The sequence below is a fragment of the Polaromonas sp. P4_H1 genome (assembly GCF_056400945.1).
Genome location: NZ_JBFUKG010000006.1, coordinates 85,066 through 106,238, shown reverse-complemented (window position 1 = coordinate 106,238; position 21,173 = coordinate 85,066). Strand labels below are relative to the sequence as shown.

Here is a 21,173-nt window from a genome sequence, read left to right as displayed (position 1 = left end):
GCCACCGAACTGCGGCGGCACCAAACCCGCGTCGTTTCTTTACCTGACGCGACGCTTTTTGAGACGGATTTTGCACGCGTGTAGCCGCTGTTTTACCGCGTCAGCGCGACCACCTCCCAAGAGGAGGAACCCTGGCGGGAGCCCTGCTACAGCCCCACCTGACCGAGCCCGGGGTTACCCGCAACACCAAGCAGGTCGGGCGTGTTGGGTTTGACGGGCTTGATCACCTTTTGGGCCTTGAGATAGTGCTCGACCACCTCCCAGACGGGCGGCCCGGCATGTTTGCTGGCCTCGGCAACCGGCGCCCAACCGGCGACCTTATAGGTTTTGCCGGCCTCGATCGGCTGGCCTTTCAGGCGCATGTTCTGGATGCGGGACCCCATCCTGGCCCCCGGCTCGCAGGTGTAGGTCAGCCCGCCCACCCGCACCATGTCGCCGCCCTGCTGGTAATAAGGGTCGGGGTTAAACAGGTTGTCGCCCACGTCTTCCAGAATGGTTTTGATCGTCTCGCCGCGCATGTCTGTCAGGGTGGTCCACGGATAGGTGATCGCGGTCTGGTCCATCAGATGCTCACGCGTGATGGCCTGGCCGGGCAGCAATGACGTCCCCCAGCGAAATCCGGGGGAAAAGGCGATTTCCGCCCCGCGCACGTCCATCAGGGCGTCAAGGATGAGCTGGTCAAAGGTGCCATTGAAATTGCCACGGCGGTACAGCGTGCCTTCGGTCACGGCCAGTTTTTCCGACAGCCGGGCCTCGTAAGGCGCCCGCACCCTCGAAATCAGCGCACTCATGGCGGAATCGGCCGGCAGCAGATTCGAAAATACCGGCAGCAGACGGTAGCTGAAACCCCGCACCTGCTTGTCCTTCACGTCCAGATCCAGCACCCCCAGAAATTTGCCATTGCTGCCGGCATTGGTCACGATGGTCTGGCCGCCCGCGTTTTTGACAATGACGGGCACCGGCACGCCATCGTGGGTATGCCCGCCCAAAATGGCGTCGATACCAGTGACGCGCGAGGCCATTTTCAGGTCTACGTCCATGCCGTTGTGGCTGAGCAGCACCACCGCCTGCGCGCCCTTGGCGCGCGCCTCGTTGACCGTTTCCTGCATCTCGCTTTCGCGGATGCCGAAAGTCCAGTTTGGCGTTTGCCAGCCAGGGTTGGCAATCGGTGTGTACGGAAAGGCCTGGCCCACGATGGCGACTGCCACGCCGTTCATCTCCCTGATCACATAGGGCTTGAACACCGGGTCGCCAAAGTCACTGGTCTTGATGTTTTGCGCGATGAAGTCAACCTTGCCGGCAAAGTCCTGCTCGACGATTTTCTTGATGCGTTCCTCGCCATAGGTGAAGTCCCAGTGGCCGGTCATGATGTCCACGCCCAGCAACTTCGCCGCGTCCACCATGTCCTGGCCCTGCGTCCAGAGTGCCGTGGCGCTGCCCTGCCAGGTATCGCCGCCATCGAGCAGCAAGGCGCCGGGGCGGTCCGCCTTGAGCTGCCTGACCAGCGTGGCCAGATGGGCGAAACCACCCACCTTGCCGTACTGGCGGGCGGACCGCTCAAAGTTCAGGTAAGTGAAGGCATGCGCTTCGCGTGTGCCCGACTTGAGGCTTGCCGCCTTCAACAGCTGCTCGCCCACCAGATGGGGTACCTGCCCGCGCATGGCCCCCACGCCCAGGTTGACGGAAGGCTCGCGGAAATAACTGGGCAGCAACTGGGCGTGGCAATCCGTCATGTGCAACAGGTGCACATTGCCGGAGCGCGGCAGGTTGTACAAGTCGCCGGCCTGGGCAGCGCCGGCCTCGCGCTGTAACGGAAAACCGGCGGCCAGTGCGGCAGCCATGACACTTGCAAATTCGCGGCGGGACAGGTTCATGGCGTCAGGCATCCTGCCCGGAGTCGGGCACAGGTTGAAATTACGATCAATTCAATAGCTGCAAAAGCTGGCTGCGCCCGCAGTTACTGGGCAGACAGCCTTAAACGCCATGTTTTACTTGTTGACCGGCGATTGCGGATCCAGCAGCAGCGCCATCACGTCGCGAATCTGCTGCTCGCCCAGGATGGCCCCATGGCCAAACCGGGGCATGCCGGAACAGGCGTTGTAGGCCTTGGCGTTCCAGAGCTTGCCCCAGGTGTACTCAACGATGGGTTTGCTGGCGGCGGCCGCCGGATCGCTCACGCCGCGCAGCTTGCCGTAGTTGTAGAGGCTGGGGCCGATCGAGCCAAACGAGAGTTCCGCCTTGCTGATCTGGTGGCAGTTGTAGCAGCTGCCGCCATTGGCTTCACCAGGCTTGTCGCTCCAGGTCAGGCCGCGCCCGTTTTGGGCAATTTTTTCGCCCTCGCTCCAGTTGCCGATAAATTTTCCGTCCGAAGGAAACTTCACCGTTTGCAGATTGGCCTCTTCAATGGCTTTGGCCAGCTTTTCATCAAGCGGCTTCCCCGCTGCCTCCGAACAGGCCTGGTTGGATGCATCAAGCTTGAGCCGATCCAGCCTGGCAATACCCTGCTCGCGGAACGAACCCTTCAACACCTGCGCGGTGGCCTCATCCACCTCCTGCGACGTGGGCGCCATTGCGCAGCCGGCCAGCAGTACGGTAAAAGCGGTGCCGATTGCCAGCAAGGCCAGCTTTTTGTGTGTCTTGTTCATGTCTATCCTTCCGCCCGGTTTAACGCTTCAGCGCAGGAGCGGTGGAGGCACCGCCCTTGCTGTTCACACCCATGTACACGCCCAGCGCAATGGTCGCGTCGGAGGCGTAGCCCGGGAACGGAAAGCGCTGCTGCCGATAACAATCATTCAGGCGGCGCTGCATGCTCCATAAATCACCGCTGGAAACACGGTAGGCCGGCCACGCCCCAAAGCCGGTGCTGGCGCCGGGCTCTTTGGTCAGGTTGGGGAGGTCCTGCAGACGCACACGCTTGTTGTCCTCCCCATGGCAGGACGCACAAGAGAAGTCGTAGGGGCCGCCGCGCAGGTAGAACACCTTCTTGCCGACTTCATACATCAGCTTTTCCTGCGCATGGGATTGGGGCAGGTTGAAGTTCATGCCGCGCGATTCGCCCGAAATATAGGCGACCAGCGACTCGATGGTTTTTTGCTCGCCAGCACCAAAGCTGGTTTTGGCGATTTCGGCCGCGCTGAAACCCTGCAACTGCTCCATGCAGGTGAGCAGGCGCGACTCGAGGTCCTGCACGCGCCGGGTGTCCGCAAAGAAGCGTGGCAACTCGACAAAAGCGCCCTTCACCACGCCAGGACCTTTGCCCAGGTCGCATTTTTCGAGCGAAGCATTCTTCGGACCGCGTGCCTGTTTCCAGATCAGCTCGCCCTTGGCCTCATACAGCTCGGCAGGATTGCCATCGGCCAGCATCGCGCGGTACTCGGCGATGCCCTCGGCGGTGCTTTTCTGCGCGGCCGCGGACAGCGGCAACACCGCCAGTGCGGCCAGTGCCGCAAGCCCGAACAGGCTTAATTTCATCGTGGTCTCCTCAAGCGTTATTCGCGTTATTCGTTATGGTGGGGTCGCACCCGAAGCTGGTGCGGTGCGGCACGGGCGCGATATCGATACTTCGATATTGCCGTTCAGGCAATGACGGCTTCGTCGCTCCGTTTGTCACCGTGGTTGTCGATCCAGCTCACCACGATCTTGTCACCGGCTTTTCCGCCCTTGAAGCTGAACTGCACAAAGGGATTTTTGGACACGGCCGTACCCCATTGGGCGCTCATCACGGTTTTGCCGTTCCAGGTGGCGCTGATGGTCTGGATAAACCAAGCGGGCACGGTCTTGCCTGCGGCGTCCTTGCGCTGACCGCTCTCCATTTCGTGGCTCACCAGCACTCGGACCGTGGTTTTATCGCCTTGGGCCTGAGCCCGGATTCGCATTGGATCTGACATTTTTTCTCCTGACTTGAACTGTGATTGACGTGAGGCCGGGGCGCGGCAACCTAGCCGCCGCAACCGCCCAGCGTGACTTTCACTTCTTTCACAGCGTAAAAATACTTGTCGCCGACTTTGGCCAGCGCATACACATTGGACGACTGGCCCATCTTGACGTTGGTCGAGACGCTGGCATCGGTGCCGGCCGGAATATCGAACAGCGCCGCCAGTGCGCTGGGATTTTTTTCAACCACGAAGGCAATCTGAGTGGTGTTGGCCATGCTGCTTTGCACGCCGACGCGCACCACGCTGCCGTTCTCGGCAATCTCCGGGGCTTGCAATACCAGCTCCTTGCTTTCAACCGGTGCGCTAGTGGCGCCCAGGGCTTTGGCGGCCTCCGCGAAGGATTTGCTGTCAAAAGCCACCTTGTTCCAGGCAGGCGCATTTTGCGCGTGGGCCGGCGCCAGGCCGGAAGCAGCAGCGAGGGCCAGCGCAGTGGCGCCAGAACTACTGGCTAAAAATTCACGACGTTCCATGATTTGAACTCCTTATCCTTATTTATCTAACTTCGATATCTTGAAACCTGAGCGTCATTGGACACAAAACCGAAACCACCGGGCACCGGGCACCGGGAGAGGATTTCTCCCAAATGATATTTCGGCGCAGTACCCACCATTGTTCATGGTTCCGGTGCCAGTCTTTCAACGCGCACCAGATTTAACACTTCACCTTTCATTGCTTTGCACCCAAGGCCAACCACCGGGCAACCTGGGCCGATTCGGCCGGGCTCAAGGTCTGTGCAGGCATGGCCATGGGGCCCCAGACGCCTTGTCCACCGGACCTGATTTTGCCCGAGAGGTAATTCACCGCATCGGCATGATCTTTATATTTGGCTGCAATCTCCCTGAACGATGGGCCGACGAGTTTGCTGTTCATGCCGTGGCAGGCGACGCAGGCATTCTTCTGCAGCAGCGGCATGACCTCCGCGGCACCTGCGGGGACAGCCATGGCAGCAGGAGCGGCGGATGCCATCGCGGCACTTGCTACTTTTTCAGTAGCGCTACCCAACCGCTCGTATTGGGCTACATCACGATTCGACCCAAAATCCAGGGACTGGGCCGGTCGTGTGGTGTCGGCCCCGCGGCTGACGCCCACCAGGCGCGACTGGTCCGCCAGGTTGCCGTGCGCATTGCGCGCGTAGTCCGGCAAAAAGCTTTTGACAACAGCTTCAGCCTTGCAGTCTTTCATGCAGGCTGAGCCCTGCACATCGGGCCGCGCCACGCCACCCAGTTCCTTGCCGGGCCAAAGCGCGTGCGCGGTGGTCATGCCATGGCGGTTGGGGAGACGGGCCTGCACCTCGCGGATGTTGCTGTCCGACAGCATGAAGTCCGCGGGCAGCACATTGCCCAGATGCAGGATATAGGCGGTAGCGGCATATACCTCATCGGCCGTCAACGTTTTGGGTGCATTCCAGGGCATGGCCCGGTTGATGTAGTCCCACAGGGTAGACAGCGTGGACAGCTTCATCAGCGTGGTGCGATGGGGCTGGTTGGCTCCCGGCAGCAGGCCGTCCACCCGGCCGGACTGAATGTCCCGGGCCGTCACGCCCCCCACCAGTGGCGTGAATATCTCCGACGACTCGGCAAAACTGCCGTGACAGGAAGCACACTGGGCTTCCCACAGGACCTCACCCTGGCGTACCGAGCCCTGCCCCTTGGGAAGCCCCTTGAAGTCAGGCCGGACATCAATGTCCCAGGCCCTGATTTCTGCGGGCGTGGCGGTTCGACCAACACCCGCAATCCCCGGACCCGCACCCGCACCCGCCGGCGAAACCAGCGCTGCTGTCTGCTTCGGCGCTGGCAGGGATTGCGCCTGGCTTGCGCCCGCACCGAGCATCCAGGCACAGGCGGCCAGCCGCCAGGCTGCGTGAAGCAGCCTGGACCTAAACCTAAACCTAAACCTAGACCTGGACATTTTTCACCTCGCCGTTTTCCTCCAGCAGCCATGACTGGATGGCGTTGTTGTGATAGATGCTGCGCGAGGCGCGCACCTTGCGCAATTCGGCGTAGGTCGGCTGGATCTGCCCGGTTTCATCCACGGCCCGGCTCTGGAAAATCACCGGCTTGCCGTCCCAGACAAAGTCAGCATTAAAGCGCGTCAGGCATTTGGAAAGCACCGGGCCCTCGAGCCGGGCCGGCGCCCAGTTGCGCCCGCCGTCAGTGGACACGTCTACCTTGCGGATCTTGCCGCGCCCGCTCCACGCCAGGCCCGTGATGGTGTGAAACCCTTTTTGCAGCAGCACCTGGCCGCCGCTGGGCGAGGTGACCACGCTTTTGACTTCCTGGATGCTGGTGTACTGGCGGTGCGTGCCGTCGGGCAGCAAATCGACGTAGTGGATGGTCTCGTCCTTCGCGCCGTAGGGCATGTCACCCACTTCAATGCGCCGCAGGTATTTGACCCAGCTGACGCCCTGCACGCCCGGCACGATCAGGCGCAAGGGGTAACCGTTTTCCGGTCGCAGCATTTCGCCGTTTTGCCCGTAAGCAACCAGCACCTCACCATTCATGATCAGGCTCATGGGAATGGTGCGCGTCATGCCAGAGCCGTCCGCGCCTTCTGCCAGGATGAATTTGGCGCGCCGGAAGTCCGCACCGCACAACTCCAGAAGGGTGCGCAAGGGCACGCCGGTGAATTCGCTGCAGCTGAGCATGCCGTGGGTATATTGCACCGTGGGCACCGCCGCATTGCCCCACTCCATGCCGGTGTTGGCTCCGCACTCGATGAAATGCATGCGGCTGACACTTGGCAGGCGCATCACGTCGTCCATGCTGAACACCATGGGGCGCTTGAGCATGGCTTCGTCGGAGCCATTAACCATCAGCCGGTGCAGGGACGGATCGATATCCCACCAGCCCTGGTGGTGCCGTTCAAAATGCAGCCCACTGGGCGTGATGATGCCAAAAAGTCCCTGGAGCGGACAAAAGCTGACGCTCGATTGGGCGACCCGCGTCAGGCCCGGGCTTTCACGGCGTTGCAGGTTCTTTTCCCACTCGCTGGGCAGGCCATAGCCCCTGGCAGCCACTGGCTGGCCGAGGCCCTTGCTGTGAGCCGGCAGGTTGAGGATTTCGTCGGCACCCGCCCCCAACGCAGTCGCTGCACTTGCGTTCGCGGCTGTCTGGGCACAGGCCGGACCCGCCGCCATCACCCCGGCAGCGGCTGAAAACGCTCCCGCCAGAAAACCGCGGCGCCCTGCCCTTACTTCCTGGATCTGCTCGCGGCTCAAAAAGTTTTCAGGCGCACGTTGAATGAATCGGCTCAACATAGAGATCAAACTTTCGGGGTCAGGCTGGGCGGCCGCGGGTATTGGCTGGGGGAGCTTTGGGCGTGAGGCTCTCGGTCACCGGCACGGCATCGGGCTCATCCAGCTCGATGGCAATCTGGGTACAAACACTTCGGCACAAGGCCACGGCCTTTTCGCTTTGCACGCGGTAAATCACCTGCGTGCCTTCCTTGCGCTTGGCCAGCACACCAGTGCGGTAGAGCACCGCCAGATGCTGCGACAGATTGGGCTGCGTGGTGTCGATTTCAGACAACAGCTCATTGACCGACTTTTCCCGCTCGCACAAGGCGCTCAGCACTCGCAGGCGCATCGGCGTGGCCAGCACCGCAAACAGCTCGGCGGCCAGTTCAAACACGCGCCCCTGCTCGGTCTTCGCACCGGCCTGGATCATCTGGTTCATTGGGTTTTCACGGGCTTGGCCCTTAAATATAAGCAATTACTGATATTCTGATCGCACGCCGTTAAATGTGGCTCCGTAGATACCCTTGGATAGACTTGGAAGGGCTGCGCCTCCAGGCAGCTACTCAGCTGTACCTTGCGAAGGATGGCGCCTTGGTTGGACATGACAGCATGAGCCCGAAAGCACCAGTTAAAACGTCTTCAAGGCGACCCCTGGAAAGTCCCGAAGGACAGGAGGATATTGCAAGGACACCGGAAGTCAGCAGCGCCTTGCCGCAGGTGCACTCAGCCTCCCGCCACGCGGTCGCGGATCTGCTGCAGCGCCGCCGGGTCGTCCATGGTGGTCAGGTCACCCGCATCGCGCCCTTCGCACACCGCCTGGATGGCGCGGCGAAGCAGCTTGCCGCTGCGGGTTTTGGGCAACGCCGTGACAAAGCGAACCCTGGCAGGCCGCGCGACCGCGCCCAGGTCACCATCAACGCGCTTCATGATCTCGCCTTCGAGCTTGAGCATCGCCGCGCCGTCCTGCAACAAACTGGCATCCTTGAGCACGGCAAACGCCATGGCCACCTGCCCTTTCAGCGCGTCGGCCACGCCAACCACCGCCACCTCGGCCACCAGGGAATGGCCGGAAATGCTTTCCTCAATCTCGCGCGTGCCCAGACGGTGCCCGGCTACATTGATCACGTCGTCGGTTCGGCCCAGGATGAAGTAGTAACCGTCTTCGTCGCGTATGCCCCAGTCGAAGGTGCTGTAGACCATCTTGCCCGGCACGGTCTTCCAGTAGGTGTTGACAAAGCGCGCGTCGTCTTGCCAGACGGTTTGCATGAAGCCTGGCGGCGTGGGGCCTTCAAGCACCACAACGCCTTTTTCGTTGGGCTGCGTCAGCTCTTCGCCGGTGGACTCATGCAGCAGTTTGACGCGGTAGCCATACATCGGAACCCCGGGGCTGCCAAACTTGCTGGGCGTGCGCTCTACACCGTTGGCCACCGTCAGCAGCGGCCAGCCGGTTTCAGTTTGCCAGTAGTTGTCGATGATGGGCACACCCAGCCCATCGCTGATCCAGCGTGCTGTCGGCTCATCGAGCGGCTCGCCCGCCAGAAACAGCGCACGCAGGCTGGACAAATCGTGTTTTTTCAGCAGCGCCGGGTCCTGCTTTTTCAGCACACGAACCGCGGTGGGCGCGCTGAACATCGCCGTCACCCTGTATTTTTCGACGAGGCTCCACCAGATCGCGCCATCGGGCTGGCCGTCCATGCCCTGCGTCGGCAGGCCCTCATACATGATGGTCGCCATGCCGGCGATGAGCGGGCCATAGACGATGTAGCTGTGCCCCACCACCCAGCCAATATCGCTGGTGGAGAAGTAGGTTTCACCCGGCCGGCCGTCAAAAATATGTTTCATGCTGGCCGCCAGCGCCACGGCATAACCGCCCGTGTCGCGCTGCACGCCCTTGGGTTTGCCAGTGGTGCCGCTGGTGTAAATCGTGTAGCTGATGGCGGTGGAGTCCAGCCACTCACACGGCACCTGCGCATCGAGGTGCTGCTGGCGCAAATCGCCCCACAGAAGATCACGCCCCGCCACCAGCGCCATGGGTGCCAGCTTCCGGTCCACCAGCAACACCGATTCAGGCTGGTGGCTGGAAAGGCGTATGGCTTCGTCGAGCAGCGGCTTGTACGCCACCACCTTGCCACCGCGCGAGCCGGCATCCGCGCTGACAATCACCTTGGGTGTGGCGTCGTCAATGCGCGAAGCCAGCGAGCCGCTGGCAAAGCCGCCAAACACCACGCAGTGAATCGCACCAATGCGTGCGCAGGCCAGCATGGCAAATGCCGCCTCGGCAATCATCGGCATGTAGATCAGCACGCGATCTCCCTTTTGCACACCCAGCGCCTTCAGGCTGGCCGCCATGCGCTGCACTTCCACATGCAGCTCGGCAAAGGTATAGGTTTTTTCCTGGCCGGTTTCGCTGGACACATAAATCAGCGCCGCCTGATCCGCCCGCTCCTTGAGGTGCCGGTCTACCGCGTTGTGGCACAAGTTGGTCTGCCCGCCCTCATACCAGTGCACAAATGGCGGCTTGTCGTAGTTGCACACCCGGTCAAACGGCTTGTGCCAGTCAATCAGTTGGGCCTGCTCGGCCCAGAAGGCGTCGGGCTGGTCTATCGAGCGCTGGTAGAACGCTTTGTATGTTTCTACCTGTGTGTTGCTCATCGTGTTGCTCATCGCTTTGTCTCCGGTTTTATCGCTTGTCGGCGTCATACCCGCTTCATCGCTTTATATCTTGACGACCACCCGGCCGCGCACCTTGCCTGCCATCAGGTCGGCAGCCCTGGCAGGCGCCTGGGCCAGTGGCACTTCTTCAATCATGGCTTCGAGTTTGGCCGGATCCAGGTCCTGCGCGAGACGAGCCCAGGCTTTCTGCCGCCTGGGCAATGGCGCCATCACGCTGTCGATACCCGCCAGCGTCACCCCGCGCAAAATAAACGGCATCACGGTCGCCGGAAAATCCGCCCCCTGCGCCAGCCCGCAGGCCGTCACCACACCGCCGTAACGCGTCTGTGCGCAGGCATTGGCCAGCGTGTGCGAGCCCACGGCGTCCACCACGGCAGCCCAGCGCTCTTTTTGCAGCGGTTTGCCGGGTGCCGAGAGTTCTGCCCGGTCCATCACGCCCGCGGCACCCAGCTGCTTCAGGTAGGCCGCTTCACTGGCCTTGCCGGTGGCAGCCACCACGGTGTAGCCCAGCTTGCTGAGCAGGGCCACGGCCACACTGCCCACACCACCCGTCGCCCCGGTGACCAGCACTTCACCGCCCGCAGGCTGCACCCCATGCTGCTCCAGCGCCAGCACGCACAGCATGGCGGTGTAGCCCGCGGTGCCGATGGCCATCGCCTGGCGGGTGGTGAACGCCGCCGGCAGCTTCACCAGCCAATCGCCCTGCAACCGCGCGCGCTCAGACATCAGGCCCCAGCGCGTTTCACCCAGACCCCAGCCGTTGTGCACAAACCGGTCGCCCGGCTTCCAGTCCGCATGGCTGGACTCGAGCACGGTGCCGGCGCCGTCAACGCCCGCCACCATGGGCCAGCTGCGCACCACCGGCCCCTGGTTGGTGATGGCCAGGCCATCTTTGTAATTGAGCGTGGAGTACTCCACCGTGGCCAGTACATCGCCGGCCGGCAATTGGGAGTCCTCGATATCGGTGATGGCGGCGGCAAAACCGGCGTCGGATTTGGTGAGTTGAAGTGCTTTGAACACGCGCTGTCTCCGTAATGTTTAGCATCAAACTGAATTCTTAATTATGAATAACAGGCTTGCGGCTAGCTGACAAGAACCGGCAAATAGGGTGCGGCTCCGATTTTTGCTATCAAATCAATAGCTTCTTGTGCCGTGTTTATTTGGCTTCGGCCAATTTCCATCTGAAAAAGTGTTTTTGAGCCTGCGCTGCATGGCGTTGGCACTGCTTCGGCCCAGATCGGCATTTGGGCACTGTGCCACCTGACCCTTCAGGCTCGAAACCACCCCATATTCACGGGCGCAAGGCTCATCGTGAATACATTGAATATATGCAGCAACGATGTAGCACGGATCGCGGCGAGCAGCCCATTCAGGCTCCCTATCAATCGTGCATCAGCCAGCCGGCAACTTCAGGCCTGGCGAGCCAGCTGGAATCCGCTCTCCCCCTCCACCCGATTTACGGCTTGGCGCACCATCGCAGTTTCATCGCAGTTTTCACCTGAATTAACTATGATGAGACAGGGCAAACAAGCGCGGTGGCCGCTGTGAAAGACCTTTGCGCACAAGGGCCGCGGATCCTTGCGGCGGCGCCGGGCCCGGTCCTTCGGAAGCGTTGACCCATGGGCAAAAACAGTCGTCAGTGGTCAGAGTCGTCGGAAGTCATTTCGATGTTTCCCAGCTTGGTCTGGAAGACCCAGGTTGAGCCAGGCCTGCGTGATGCCATCTGCACGCGTATCCTGGCAGCACTGGCCGACATCCGGCGCGACGCGCCCCCGCTCAAGGCGGGACAGGGATGGCAATCCGTACAGGATTTTCACCAACACGAGGCCATGCGCGAACTCGTCCCGTGCATCGACCACTGTGCGGCCGGCGTCCTCCGATTCCTGTGCATTGGCAAGATGGACTACGAGATCACCGGCTGCTGGGCCACTGTTTTGGCGCCCGGGGCATCGCACAAGCTGCACAGCCACCCCAACAATTTTCTCAGCGGCGTTTACTACGTCCGCACCGGTGAAGGCGCCGACACCATCAACTTCCACGACCCCAAAAAGCAGGCCAGCGTCATCAGGCCGCCAGTCACCGAACTCACGGCGCAGAACACGGACCAGGTCGTGGTCCGGGTGCGCGAGGGCACGCTGTTATTGTTCCCCTCCTACCTGGAGCACTCCGTCGATGCCAACGGGAGCGCAGACGAGAGAGTCAGCATCAGTTTCAACCTGATGTTTTCCTCGTTCGCCCAGCAACTCAGCAAGCCACTTTGGTGAGAGCGTTCAAAGCGCAACAAACCTGTCACCCCGTGATTCAAATCAACGAGGTCGTTGTGGGGTGAGACGTCGCGGTCCGGCTCCAGCATGGAGCTGCCGTTGGGTCCATCGGGGTCACCCGGGTTCAGCAGGCTCCGAACCGCGCGAACCCCGCGTGCAGTTCATGCACCCGCACAATCCCGTTCCCCAACATCCGGGCCTTCTGTCGCATCTGCTCCACCAGCTCGTCGCTCGGCTTGCCGTAAACGTCTATCGTCAGCAGCTTAATGAACTCCGCGAACCTGGGGAATAAGGGGCCCGCGACCTTCATGTGGAAACCCAATGAAGCGGAGTCAGCATGAACATGGACGACGCTCATCCGGGTGCTGTTTTCCCCAAAGTACACGTTGTAGGCAATCAGCCCCGGTTCGTTGGCCTCAATGAATTCGACCAACTTGCTCATGGCCGTCTTGAGCGCCTCGAACTTTCCGTCACGAATCTCGGAGTTGTCGATGTAGACGATAGGCTCAGACATACTGCCTTCTCCTGGCTTGTTCAAAGTGCACTGTGCACGCCGCCCGGCATCCAAAGCAAGTCGACGCCGCAGGCGGTCGGCGTTGACCGATGGCATGGACTCCCCCGTTTGCCTGTGTTCGACAACCTCGCTGACATCAGCAACCTTCAGCGCCTCGCAAACTTCAGATGCGTCACCTTTGGCCTGGCGACCGTCCGCACAAGATCGAGGCCGTTCAGGTTTTCGCCGACTCCCTCGAACAACCGCTCACCGCTGCCAAGAAGCGTCGGTACGAGATTGATTTCCATCTCGTCCACGAATCCGGCTGCGAGATACTGCCGGGCAGCATTCGCCCCACCTGCGAGCGACACATCCTTGCCGCCCGCTGCCTGACGCGCGCGTTCGAGCGCCGCATGGATGCCGTCGGTGACAAAGGTGAAGGTCGTCCCTCCCTCCAGTTCAAGTGGTTCACGCGCGTGATGCGTCAGCACAAACACGGGATGACGGAACGGCGGGTTGACGCCCCACCAGCCCTTCCATGGATTTTGGGCATCCCAAGGGCCGGGGTGTCCGCCAAACATGTTGCGCCCCATCACCGTCGCGCCGATGTTGGCGATCGACTCCTCGACGACCGGGGTACTTTCGTTGACCTCTCCGCCTTCGAGACCAAGGAGCGCACGAAACACCGCAAGCTGAAAGGCCCACTCATGAAGACGCCCGCCGTCGATCCCGAGCGGGTTCTTCACGCTCTGGTGGGGACCCGCAACAAAGCCATCAAGCGACATTGAGATCTTGAAGCGCAGTTTGGACATTCAATCTCCTGTTGATTTCTGGTGACTCTTGGTGCTCCTGGTGAAATACCCCAGTCAAAGGTCAGGCTACGGTCAGGTGCCACTCACGCCTTCAGTTCGACTACATACGATATGAGGCGCTGAATCTTTGCGCCCCGCATTTCAAATACATCGCAGAAGACTGCATCAAGAAGACCACCCTCCCGCCTGGCGCATTGCACCGTACCCTCAGCCACCACGACGTCCCCCTCTTCGGTCATGCGAGTGACTCCTATGGTGGGTCTTCCCACGAATGCATCGTTCTCGATCTCCCTGTCGAAGGCAGCCTTTCCCCTGAGGTGAACCGCCCCCGGGATGACCCATTCCACATCGTCGGTCAGGCACGCTAAAACGCCCGCGTGGTCAGACCGGGCAAAAGCATCCATGTATCTCTGCACTGTGTCCTTTTTCTCGCTCATGTTTTGTCCTTCGCTGAATTTGAGGCGGCATTCGTAGCTAGACAGCACTGGCGGCACCACACGGTGGAAGAGTCAGGCGGCGGTGTCGGGTTCCTTCCCCGGCTGCCGGGCATAGCTGACCGTCAGGGCTTCCCATACGTGTCCGTCCGGTTCATTCCAATAGATGATTCGGCCGCCATGCTGAGTATTGATCTGCATATCAACCGGGCCGTGCGGGGTGCTCCTGTACTCAATGCCACAGGCCTTGATTCTTGAAAGGATGCCGTCAAACTCTGCCTCGCTCACGCGAAAACAGTAGTGCAGGACGGGAAAGGCGCCATCGGCCTGGTCGAAGTCCAGCGTCAAGCTGTCACTGACATAGACCGGGCAAAACGGGCCGACACCGGACTCTGCCCAGGGTACGCCCAGAAGTGTGGCCAGCAACTGAGCCGCAGCTTTTTTGTCCCGGGCCGGAACAATCGCGTGGTCGAGTTGAACGCTCATTGTGAAGTCCTTCACCTGTAGCTGCGGATCGGCGGGTCGTGACGCCTGACGAGCGAAAGAGCCCTCCCCGTCCCGAGCCAGCCGCGCGTCGCGAGACTTGCGGTTTACGGCTTACGGCATCAAAGTGCCACGGTGGAGAGCTGAAGCCCTCCACCAAACGCCTTCGGCTGGGGCAATCATGGGAATTATCACCATCGGAGTCGATCTCGCCAAGCGCCTCTGCCATGCACGGAATGCGCCAACAGATATGACGGCATTGCTCATGGGACGCCAACGACGCAGTTCGCCGGGCGGTACGAGCGACGCTCCTGCGACGCCGGAGCATTCGATGGTTCGGCGTCATCGGGACGAAGCGCAAGCGCGCCCAGCCGCAGGGAATGGCTGCAGCCAAAATTGGCGGGAGATGCGGCAAAGCCGCATTCCCGGCGGCTGCGATTTCAATCCTTTGTCGCGACGAGCGAGACGCTCTTCACGCCGTATTTGCGAGTCGCACCTTGGGCATTTTTCGAAATGAACTGGTACTGCGGGTTGTCCCTCACCTGCGTCACTCGCAACCCCGCGGCCTCGATCGCCGAGGTGTAATCGCCGACCTGCATCGCGCCTCCGATGCAAGCGGCCCAGAGCGTCGCGTCGCAGGTGATGCCTTCGGGCAACTGCGTTTCGGTGACGATATCGGCGAGGGCAAGCCGCCCTCCCGGCTTGAGCAGACGCGCGGCCTCGCGAAAGACCGTCCTCTTGTCCGGCGCGAGGTTGATCACGCCGTTGCTGATGACCGCGTCGCACGACGCGTCAGCAAGTCCGGTCGCGTCGATGTAGCCCTTGCGGTAGGTGACATTGCCGAATCCCGCCGCGGCGCGCAGACGATCCGCTTTGGCGAGTTGCTCGTCGGTCATGTCGACGCCGATCACGGTGCCAGTCTTGCCGACCTTGCCGGCGGCGATGAAGCTGTCCATCCCCGATCCGCTGCCGAGATCGACCACCGTCTCGCCTGCCTTCAGTTGGGCGAGGTCAAAGTAGTAGCCCACGCCTGCAAACGAATCGATGGCTTCGCTCGGGATGGCATCGAGGTCGGCGGGCGCATAGCCGAGCCGCTCCGCAAGCGCACGTCCCATTTCGAAGTGAAACTCGCCCTGCGGATTGAGAGCTACATCGCGGTACATAGCCTTGACCTTTTGCTCGAGCGCCGTTGTGTCGAGGCTGCCTGTGAGTTCTGTTGCAGTTTCCATTTTCAAGATCTCCTTAGTGAGTTGACGTGTCTCAAAGACGCTGCCCTCATTGCCCAAGATAGGTCGCATCAAAATCAGCTTCAGCCAGTTGCCCCGTGACGCGCTAGGCGACGCTGGACGACCTGACGCGGCCTCAAGCGGGATGAGCGTATTTCTTCTCAATGCTTCCTCCTCGTTGGTGCTGCTCGCACGCGCCTCATGAGGCCTGACGTCCAGCCTGACTCGCGCCCGCCCCGGGGCCTCGGTGTCCATGCCTGTGTTGGAGAGCCTCATTTAAGTGGAGCAACGACTACGCCGCGCAGGCCGGCCTGCTCGATCGCGGACTTGACCAGCTCCGTCGCTCCGACAAGCCCGACACATAACCAGTCACGTATCTGCATGGCGTCCTCCTTTGAAGTAACCGTTGCTCTCAGCTTGAGGTGAGCGGCAGCCAACGACGCCGCAGCCAAGACAAATCTCGCCAGTGGGGCCCGCCGCTGGATGTGCGCTCAACTGATGGACTCCCCGTGCTTTTTGCGCCACATTGGCGCACTGGTCTCCATTGGTGTCGGATCAGTCTCTCCAAACAAAAGGAGTCCGATATGAATGCTACTACCGTTGCCATCGATCTTGCAAAGTCTGTCTGCCATTTGGGGCCGATGAGCACTGGCGGCATATTGAAACCCAGCGCCTGACCCGCACTCAGTTCGAGCGCTGGTTTGCCAACGGAGAGTCAGGGCTGGTCATCATGGAGTCTTGCGGCTCGGCCCACACACAACTGGGCGCGCTGACTCAATGGGCTGGGCATTGAGGTGAAGCTGCTGCCCGCCCAGTACATCCTTTGTGGGGGCATATAGGACGAGTTAGATTGTCTGGCGTGGAATCTTGCTCGGGTGCCAACCACTGGGCTCGGCTGTTTCAGGCGCATGGTCACCCGGTACGCTTGATCGCGCCCAAATTCGTCGCGCCCTATCGCCTCTCCGGCACCGTGCAAGAACTACTGGGCCGCAGCGACGTAAGCACCACCATGATCTACACCCATGTGCTCAAGGTAGCGGCGCGCGGAACGGCCAGCCCGCTGGACGCTCTGCTAGCCTGATTCGCTATATTTTCAGTAACAGAACCGGCAATATCCGCAGAGGGCTAAAGCAAACTTTCTTTGACGTTTGAGCAAACGCCCTACTTCATCAGCGCCAGCACATCATTGAACGCCTGATGCTCCGCCGTCCGCAGCCACTCAAACGCCACCATCTCGGTCGTCACCAGCTCGGCGCCGTTGCCAGCCAGCCGGTCAAAGGCAGCGTCGCGGTTGCGCTCGCTGCGTGAGCTGCAGGCGTCAGTGACGACCCAGACCTCAAATTCTTCTTCCAGCAGCTCCAGTGCGGTCTGCAGCAGGCACACATGGGCTTCGCAGCCGGCGATGACGATGGTGCCCCTGCCCGCCTCTTCCTGTGGCGCGGCCTTTTGCAGGTGCTTGGGCAGGCTGCGCGCATTACCTCCCCCTGAAGCGCCGGCGGGCGCCTTGCGCATCGGCGGCCGCAGCCAGTCGCCCAGGCCATCGGCCACGGCGCTGAAATGCATCTTGGCCAGCGTCTTGCCGCCTGCGGCTTCAATGGCTGCCTGTACCTCGGGCACGTTGGGGCCCAGCTTGTCGGTATTTTCCGTAGTGCCCCACACCGGCACCTCCAGCGCCTGCGCCATGCGAGCCAGGCGCACGGCGTTGGCGATCACGAGTTCGTTTTCGAAAATGGCGGGCATCAGGCGAACCTGGTAGTCCACCAGTACGAGTTGGGAGTCATCAGCATCAAGCAGCATGTCAAGTTCCGGGTTTTGTGAAGGGTTGAATTCGCGCAGGCACTGCCCTGCAAACGCTCGACCAGGTTGCTACTGGCCTTTTTGATGCTCGTATTTTGGCATTGCCGCACTACCGGGCAGGCAGTTGCGCAAACTTGAGCAGCTGGGTTGCCAGCAGCGTCTCGGCCAAAAAGCACACCAAGGCCAGCAGAAAACAGACCACGCCGGACAAAAAGCACACGGTGGCGATCTTGAGGGTGGGCAGCTCACTCGTCTCGCCCAAAAACAGCAAAATAATGGTGGTGCCAATCAGCATCGCGCAAAAAGTCAGCAGGGCAATGCAGCTGTTGACCAGCCATCCGCGATGCCTCAGTTGCTGCAGTTCGGCGTACATCTTCATGGCCCGGTTTTCCTCCACGCCGCCCGCTTCCAGCCGGTTTTCAAGCAGCCGTGCCCGGTCAATGATGCGGGCCAGGCGGCCAGCGACGGCGGCGATCATTCCAGACACCGCGGTCAGCAAAAACACAGGCGCTACGGCCAGTTGAATGCCGTGGGTGACCGTCGCAAGGTCGGGCGCAAAATTCATGGGAGGCTCCAGATTTCGGGGGTGAAGTTCAGGGGTGATGTATTGTCAAACGGCAAGCAAGCACCGTGCAAGAACCCGGCAAGGCTCAGCCTGCAGCAGCCTTGCGGCCGGCACTGCCTGCGCGCCTGCGCCGCCAGCTCTGCACCGCGTCGCAGGCTTCAAAATGCCGCAGCAGGTTCTGCTTTTGCTTGTCCAGCAAAGTGCTGCCTTCAATCAGGGCCGGCCAGGCGGCGCAGGCTTTTCCCACTGCGTCATTGAGCACGCCGCGCACGCGGGTCTCGAACATGCCGGCGGCGTTGCAAAAGCTGCGCACGGTCTGCGGAGTGAGCCGCGCCTGTTTTTCGCCACCGGGCACAAAGCGCAAGGCATGGCCGCGTCCCCCCAGGTAGGCGGCATAGGCCACCACGTCATAGGCTGGAGACAGTTCCGGTGTGCGGCCATCGCGGTAGAGCACCCCGAAATTCTTCACATGCGCGTCGTAGTTGCCCAGCATCTCATTGATCATTGCGCGGCGGATCAGCTCTTCGGCTGCATCCTCCCCCCGCTGCCCCAGACCCATGCCGCCCCGTAGCGTGCTGGCCATGGTGGCGTAAGTGGCGGCCGGGTGCGTATATTTTTCTTCGGGTTGTATGCGCAGGATCTGCGCGAAGTCTTCGCAATGAATGTGTCCCTCGGGCCCGCGGTCAAAGCGCCTGACCGCCAGGAAATGCCTGCTTTCGCCCAGTACAAAGGGCTGCTCGGCCACTATCTGCTCCAGGGGGGCCAGCCATGCGGTGCAGACGTCTGCGCCCGCGGCCTGCGCCAGCCGCAGCGACAACTCCTCCACCTCGGGCAGCAAGGCATATTCAACCGTCGGCAGCTTGGCAATGATGTGCGTGCCCTGCACGTCCCGGGTCCGCGCCACATAGCGCCCGTGCTGCGCGACCAGTGCAAGCTTGGGTTGCACGCCCGACAAGGAGGTGGCCTCGGGCAAGGGGTCGGCCGTGACGGACATCTCCAGCGCATCGTTGTGCTGGGTCACCACAGCGGCGAGTGCGGCGGTATCCAGGTGAGCGGGGTATGCATAGACATTGCCTGGCAAGTCGGTGCCGCACGCGGCCAGCAGGTCGAAGTGGTCACCCGGCCCGCAGCCGCGCAGCTCTTCCAGGTGGCGGCGCAGCGGCCCTTCGGGCAGCAGGTTCTGGAAAAAAGCCGGCAGGCGGCCACCTTCCGCATTGAAAAAAGGCGTGCTGACGTAGCTGCGCCAGAAGATTTCACGGCGCTGGGGGTCGTCATCGGTGGCGGCCCACGAAAGAACCGGTGCGTCAGGCCGTGACCAGAAGGATGGGTCAGGAACAAAGCGTGTGAGCGCAGTGTTACCCGTGCCGTACTGGAACAGCAGCCCGGCACGCAGGGAGCCCACGTAGATGTCGAGTGCCAGGACGTTCATTTGGGCTGTTGGCCTTTGGCGCCGGCCTGGGAGCGAAGCCGGGTTTGCGCAATGATGCGATCCACCTGGGAAAGCGCCGGCTCAGGCCCCTCTCCAGTACCCGCACCCGCGTGCGCCTCCAGCCCCGCCGCAAGGACTTTGGGCAACAAAAGCACTTCCAGCCCAAGTTGGTCGGCAATGGCCATCAGTGTGGTGATGCGCGGTGCGGTACGGCCCTGCAAGGCACTGCGCACTGACAGGGGCGTCAACCCGGTCTTCTCGGCAATGGCCTGGTAGTCGAGCTTGAGGCGCTGCCGCTCGGCCTCCAGCCTGGTAGCCACCTCAAACAGGGTTTTCATGATAAAAAAGTATCTTTTTCCATGTAATGGATAGTATTTTATCTATCAATCCTAGAAATGCAATATTTAACTATTCTTTTTTGCAAATAACAATACAAAACTATTGCTACGCTACATGGTGGAGGCCAGCCCTGTTCAGTCTTGAAGGCGAGGGTGGCTGCGCAACTCCGGGCTCAATCAGGTGCTCTTGCCCTTCTTGACCTATCAGTGCTTCGGTGCCCTGCTAGGCAAACTTGCGGCTGGCATCCAGCGCAAGCCCAGCCCCAATGCTGCCGAACAAGTCACCTTCCACCCAATGGGCGTCGGGCATCAGCGCAAGAATTCTCTCGCGCAGCAAAGGCACGCCGCTGGAGCCACCCGTGAAAAACACCGTGTCAATGCCTGAGGCCGCAACACCGGCGTCACGCAGCAGCCGTGCCACGGTTTGCGCCACAGAAGCCACCAGCCCCTCGATGGCGCCATCCAGATCCGCCCGTTGCAGCGTCACCGTCTCCCCGGCAGCGATGCGGCCGATGTCAATCTGCGCCTCGGCTGCGTTCGACAGGGTGATCTTGGCCTCTTCAACCTGCAGCGCGAGCCAGTGGCCGGCGCGCTGCCTGACCACGCTCTGCAGCCGCTCCAGCTTGACCTTGTCACGCGCTTCGCGGTGCATGTCGCTGATCTGCGACCAGGACTTTTTGCTATAGGCCTGGTTGATGGTGTGCCAGGTCGCGAGGTTAAAGTACTGCGCTGACGGAACTTCGCGGCCGCTTTTCAGCAGGCTGCCAAACCCCAGGATCGGCATCATGCTGGCCAGGCTCAGGTACTTGTCGAAATCCGTGCCCCCAATATGCACGCCACCGCTGGCCAGGATGTCGTCGCGCCGCTCCGGTCGGCCGGCGCGCTCGGGCGATAGCCGGATCAACGCAAAGTCGGAGGTGCCGCCGCCAATATCGACCACCAGCACCAGTTCTTCACGGGTGATCTGTGACTCATAGTCAAAGGCCGCAGCAATCGGTTCGTACTGAAAAGCGATGTCGCGCAGGCCGGCCTTGCGGGCGATCTCTTCCAGCGTGCGTTCGGCCCGCTGGTCGGCCTTGTGATCGTCGTCCACAAAAAATACCGGCCGCCCAAGCACGGCGCGAGTGAATTCACGCCCGGCCGCCTGCTCGGCCCGGCCCTTGAGCTCGCCCACAAACTGCGCCAGCAAATCCCTGAACGGCAAGGCCCGCCCCATGACTTCGGTGTGGTCGTCCATCATCGAGGTGCCGAGCAGGCTTTTGAGCGAACGCATCAAGCGCCCCTCATGCCCGGCCAGGTAGTCCGCCAGCGCGGCACGACCATAGCTGACGTGGGCATCTTCGGCGTGGAAAAAAACCACCGAGGGCAGTGTCAGCTTGCCGTCTTCAAGCGGCAGCAAAAGGGAAGATTGGGAGCTTTGCCCGGGCCGCCTCCAGCCCGTGGTGGAGTTGGACGTTCCGAAGTCAATCCCGCATGCGTCAGCCAAGGT

Annotated in this window: 21 protein-coding genes and 2 pseudogenes; 3 read left to right on the top strand and 20 right to left on the bottom strand. The window is 61.4% G+C overall.

Annotated features, from left to right (window positions below; all coding sequences use genetic code 11):
• Positions 1-146: 146 nt before the first annotated feature.
• From soxB to acuI, 10 genes are all read right to left on the bottom strand, one after another.
• Positions 147-1,874, bottom strand: coding sequence for a thiosulfohydrolase SoxB (soxB, locus tag AC1DS5_RS10005; RefSeq protein ID WP_477718098.1), 1,728 nt, complete (start codon positions 1,872-1,874; stop codon positions 147-149).
• Between the two features lie 114 nt (positions 1,875-1,988).
• Positions 1,989-2,645, bottom strand: coding sequence for a sulfur oxidation c-type cytochrome SoxX (soxX, locus tag AC1DS5_RS10000; RefSeq protein ID WP_477718097.1), 657 nt, complete (start codon positions 2,643-2,645; stop codon positions 1,989-1,991).
• 19 nt (positions 2,646-2,664) lie between these two features.
• Entirely contained in the window at positions 2,665-3,471 is an 807-nt protein-coding gene (soxA, locus tag AC1DS5_RS09995) for a sulfur oxidation c-type cytochrome SoxA (protein WP_477718096.1), read from the bottom strand.
• A gap of 104 nt (positions 3,472-3,575) precedes the next feature.
• Positions 3,576-3,887, bottom strand: a complete 312-nt coding sequence (soxZ, locus tag AC1DS5_RS09990; protein WP_477718095.1) for a thiosulfate oxidation carrier complex protein SoxZ — start codon at positions 3,885-3,887, stop codon at positions 3,576-3,578.
• Positions 3,888-3,937: 50 nt separating this feature from the next.
• Positions 3,938-4,405, bottom strand: coding sequence for a thiosulfate oxidation carrier protein SoxY (gene soxY, locus AC1DS5_RS09985; RefSeq protein WP_477718094.1), 468 nt, complete (start codon positions 4,403-4,405; stop codon positions 3,938-3,940).
• A gap of 196 nt (positions 4,406-4,601) precedes the next feature.
• Entirely contained in the window at positions 4,602-5,765 is a 1,164-nt protein-coding gene (locus tag AC1DS5_RS09980) for a c-type cytochrome (protein WP_477718093.1), read from the bottom strand.
• Positions 5,766-5,829: 64 nt separating this feature from the next.
• Positions 5,830-7,191, bottom strand: a complete 1,362-nt coding sequence (gene soxC / locus AC1DS5_RS09975) for a sulfite dehydrogenase (protein WP_477718092.1) — start codon at positions 7,189-7,191, stop codon at positions 5,830-5,832.
• Between the two features lie 19 nt (positions 7,192-7,210).
• Positions 7,211-7,609 (bottom strand): ArsR/SmtB family transcription factor, encoded by a 399-nt coding sequence (locus AC1DS5_RS09970; protein WP_477718091.1) that lies wholly within the window; start codon positions 7,607-7,609, stop codon positions 7,211-7,213.
• 284 nt (positions 7,610-7,893) lie between these two features.
• Positions 7,894-9,834: a propionate--CoA ligase gene (locus AC1DS5_RS09965; RefSeq protein ID WP_477718090.1), complete on the bottom strand. Its 1,941-nt coding sequence runs from the start codon at positions 9,832-9,834 to the stop codon at positions 7,894-7,896.
• Between the two features lie 51 nt (positions 9,835-9,885).
• Entirely contained in the window at positions 9,886-10,863 is a 978-nt protein-coding gene (acuI, locus tag AC1DS5_RS09960; protein ID WP_477718089.1) for an acrylyl-CoA reductase (NADPH), read from the bottom strand.
• A gap of 647 nt (positions 10,864-11,510) precedes the next feature.
• Here acuI and AC1DS5_RS09955 point away from each other — a divergent pair.
• Positions 11,511-12,107, top strand: a complete 597-nt coding sequence (locus tag AC1DS5_RS09955) for a 2OG-Fe(II) oxygenase family protein (RefSeq protein ID WP_477718088.1) — start codon at positions 11,511-11,513, stop codon at positions 12,105-12,107.
• Between the two features lie 124 nt (positions 12,108-12,231).
• Here AC1DS5_RS09955 and AC1DS5_RS09950 read toward each other — a convergent pair whose 3' ends face one another.
• The 5 genes from AC1DS5_RS09950 to AC1DS5_RS09930 all read right to left on the bottom strand — a co-directional run bounded on the left by AC1DS5_RS09950 (position 12,232) and on the right by AC1DS5_RS09930 (position 15,558).
• Positions 12,232-12,621: a hypothetical protein gene (locus AC1DS5_RS09950; RefSeq protein ID WP_477718087.1), complete on the bottom strand. Its 390-nt coding sequence runs from the start codon at positions 12,619-12,621 to the stop codon at positions 12,232-12,234.
• 146 nt (positions 12,622-12,767) lie between these two features.
• Entirely contained in the window at positions 12,768-13,412 is a 645-nt protein-coding gene (locus AC1DS5_RS09945; RefSeq protein WP_477718086.1) for a dihydrofolate reductase family protein, read from the bottom strand.
• An 83-nt stretch (positions 13,413-13,495) separates the two neighbouring features.
• On the bottom strand, positions 13,496-13,849 hold the full coding sequence (locus AC1DS5_RS09940) for a nuclear transport factor 2 family protein (protein WP_477718085.1): 354 nt from the start codon (positions 13,847-13,849) through the stop codon (positions 13,496-13,498).
• A 72-nt stretch (positions 13,850-13,921) separates the two neighbouring features.
• Entirely contained in the window at positions 13,922-14,332 is a 411-nt protein-coding gene (locus AC1DS5_RS09935; protein WP_477718084.1) for a VOC family protein, read from the bottom strand.
• A 437-nt stretch (positions 14,333-14,769) separates the two neighbouring features.
• Positions 14,770-15,558: a methyltransferase domain-containing protein gene (locus tag AC1DS5_RS09930; RefSeq protein ID WP_477718083.1), complete on the bottom strand. Its 789-nt coding sequence runs from the start codon at positions 15,556-15,558 to the stop codon at positions 14,770-14,772.
• 847 nt (positions 15,559-16,405) lie between these two features.
• Between AC1DS5_RS09930 and AC1DS5_RS09925 the strand changes: the two are divergent.
• Together AC1DS5_RS09925 and AC1DS5_RS09920 are read left to right on the top strand one after the other, a co-directional pair.
• Positions 16,406-16,522 (top strand): annotated as a pseudogene (locus AC1DS5_RS09925) (IS110 family transposase); the annotation flags it as partial.
• A pseudogene (locus tag AC1DS5_RS09920) lies at positions 16,523-16,636 on the top strand (integrase); the annotation flags it as partial.
• An 80-nt stretch (positions 16,637-16,716) separates the two neighbouring features.
• On the opposite strand, the gene AC1DS5_RS09915 reads toward AC1DS5_RS09920, so the two are convergent.
• The 5 genes from AC1DS5_RS09915 to AC1DS5_RS09895 all read right to left on the bottom strand — a co-directional run bounded on the left by AC1DS5_RS09915 (position 16,717) and on the right by AC1DS5_RS09895 (position 21,170).
• Positions 16,717-17,352, bottom strand: coding sequence for an isochorismatase family protein (locus AC1DS5_RS09915; protein ID WP_477718082.1), 636 nt, complete (start codon positions 17,350-17,352; stop codon positions 16,717-16,719).
• Positions 17,353-17,461: 109 nt separating this feature from the next.
• On the bottom strand, positions 17,462-17,917 hold the full coding sequence (locus AC1DS5_RS09910) for a DUF2721 domain-containing protein (RefSeq protein WP_477718081.1): 456 nt from the start codon (positions 17,915-17,917) through the stop codon (positions 17,462-17,464).
• An 85-nt stretch (positions 17,918-18,002) separates the two neighbouring features.
• Positions 18,003-19,346, bottom strand: coding sequence for a type II toxin-antitoxin system HipA family toxin (locus AC1DS5_RS09905; RefSeq protein ID WP_477718080.1), 1,344 nt, complete (start codon positions 19,344-19,346; stop codon positions 18,003-18,005).
• Positions 19,343-19,684, bottom strand: a complete 342-nt coding sequence (locus tag AC1DS5_RS09900) for a helix-turn-helix domain-containing protein (RefSeq protein WP_477718079.1) — start codon at positions 19,682-19,684, stop codon at positions 19,343-19,345. Before AC1DS5_RS09900 ends, AC1DS5_RS09905 begins: the two co-directional genes overlap by 4 nt.
• Before the next feature lie 223 nt (positions 19,685-19,907).
• The gene (locus AC1DS5_RS09895) at positions 19,908-21,170 is read right to left on the bottom strand and encodes an Hsp70 family protein (RefSeq protein ID WP_477718078.1); all 1,263 of its coding nucleotides are present in this window, start codon (positions 21,168-21,170) and stop codon (positions 19,908-19,910) included.
• Positions 21,171-21,173: the final 3 nt, after the last annotated feature.

Bases quoted from the DNA above. Each gene is read 5' to 3' on its own strand.
- soxB (WP_477718098.1), bottom strand. From the start codon at position 1,874: ATGAACCTGTCCCGCCGCGAATTTGCAAGTGTCATGGCTGCCGCACTG.
- soxX (WP_477718097.1), bottom strand. From the start codon at position 2,645: ATGAACAAGACACACAAAAAGCTGGCCTTGCTGGCAATCGGCACCGCT.
- soxA (WP_477718096.1), bottom strand. From the start codon at position 3,471: ATGAAATTAAGCCTGTTCGGGCTTGCGGCACTGGCCGCACTGGCGGTG.
- soxZ (WP_477718095.1), bottom strand. From the start codon at position 3,887: ATGTCAGATCCAATGCGAATCCGGGCTCAGGCCCAAGGCGATAAAACC.
- soxY (WP_477718094.1), bottom strand. From the start codon at position 4,405: ATGGAACGTCGTGAATTTTTAGCCAGTAGTTCTGGCGCCACTGCGCTG.
- AC1DS5_RS09980 (WP_477718093.1), bottom strand. From the start codon at position 5,765: ATGCTCGGTGCGGGCGCAAGCCAGGCGCAATCCCTGCCAGCGCCGAAG.
- soxC (WP_477718092.1), bottom strand. From the start codon at position 7,191: ATGTTGAGCCGATTCATTCAACGTGCGCCTGAAAACTTTTTGAGCCGC.
- AC1DS5_RS09970 (WP_477718091.1), bottom strand. From the start codon at position 7,609: ATGAACCAGATGATCCAGGCCGGTGCGAAGACCGAGCAGGGGCGCGTG.
- AC1DS5_RS09965 (WP_477718090.1), bottom strand. From the start codon at position 9,834: ATGAGCAACACGATGAGCAACACACAGGTAGAAACATACAAAGCGTTC.
- AC1DS5_RS09955 (WP_477718088.1), top strand. From the start codon at position 11,511: ATGTTTCCCAGCTTGGTCTGGAAGACCCAGGTTGAGCCAGGCCTGCGT.
- AC1DS5_RS09950 (WP_477718087.1), bottom strand. From the start codon at position 12,621: ATGTCTGAGCCTATCGTCTACATCGACAACTCCGAGATTCGTGACGGA.
- AC1DS5_RS09945 (WP_477718086.1), bottom strand. From the start codon at position 13,412: ATGTCCAAACTGCGCTTCAAGATCTCAATGTCGCTTGATGGCTTTGTT.
- AC1DS5_RS09940 (WP_477718085.1), bottom strand. From the start codon at position 13,849: ATGAGCGAGAAAAAGGACACAGTGCAGAGATACATGGATGCTTTTGCC.
- AC1DS5_RS09935 (WP_477718084.1), bottom strand. From the start codon at position 14,332: ATGAGCGTTCAACTCGACCACGCGATTGTTCCGGCCCGGGACAAAAAA.
- AC1DS5_RS09930 (WP_477718083.1), bottom strand. From the start codon at position 15,558: ATGGAAACTGCAACAGAACTCACAGGCAGCCTCGACACAACGGCGCTC.
- AC1DS5_RS09915 (WP_477718082.1), bottom strand. From the start codon at position 17,352: ATGCTGCTTGATGCTGATGACTCCCAACTCGTACTGGTGGACTACCAG.
- AC1DS5_RS09910 (WP_477718081.1), bottom strand. From the start codon at position 17,917: ATGAATTTTGCGCCCGACCTTGCGACGGTCACCCACGGCATTCAACTG.
- AC1DS5_RS09905 (WP_477718080.1), bottom strand. From the start codon at position 19,346: ATGAACGTCCTGGCACTCGACATCTACGTGGGCTCCCTGCGTGCCGGG.
- AC1DS5_RS09900 (WP_477718079.1), bottom strand. From the start codon at position 19,684: ATGAAAACCCTGTTTGAGGTGGCTACCAGGCTGGAGGCCGAGCGGCAG.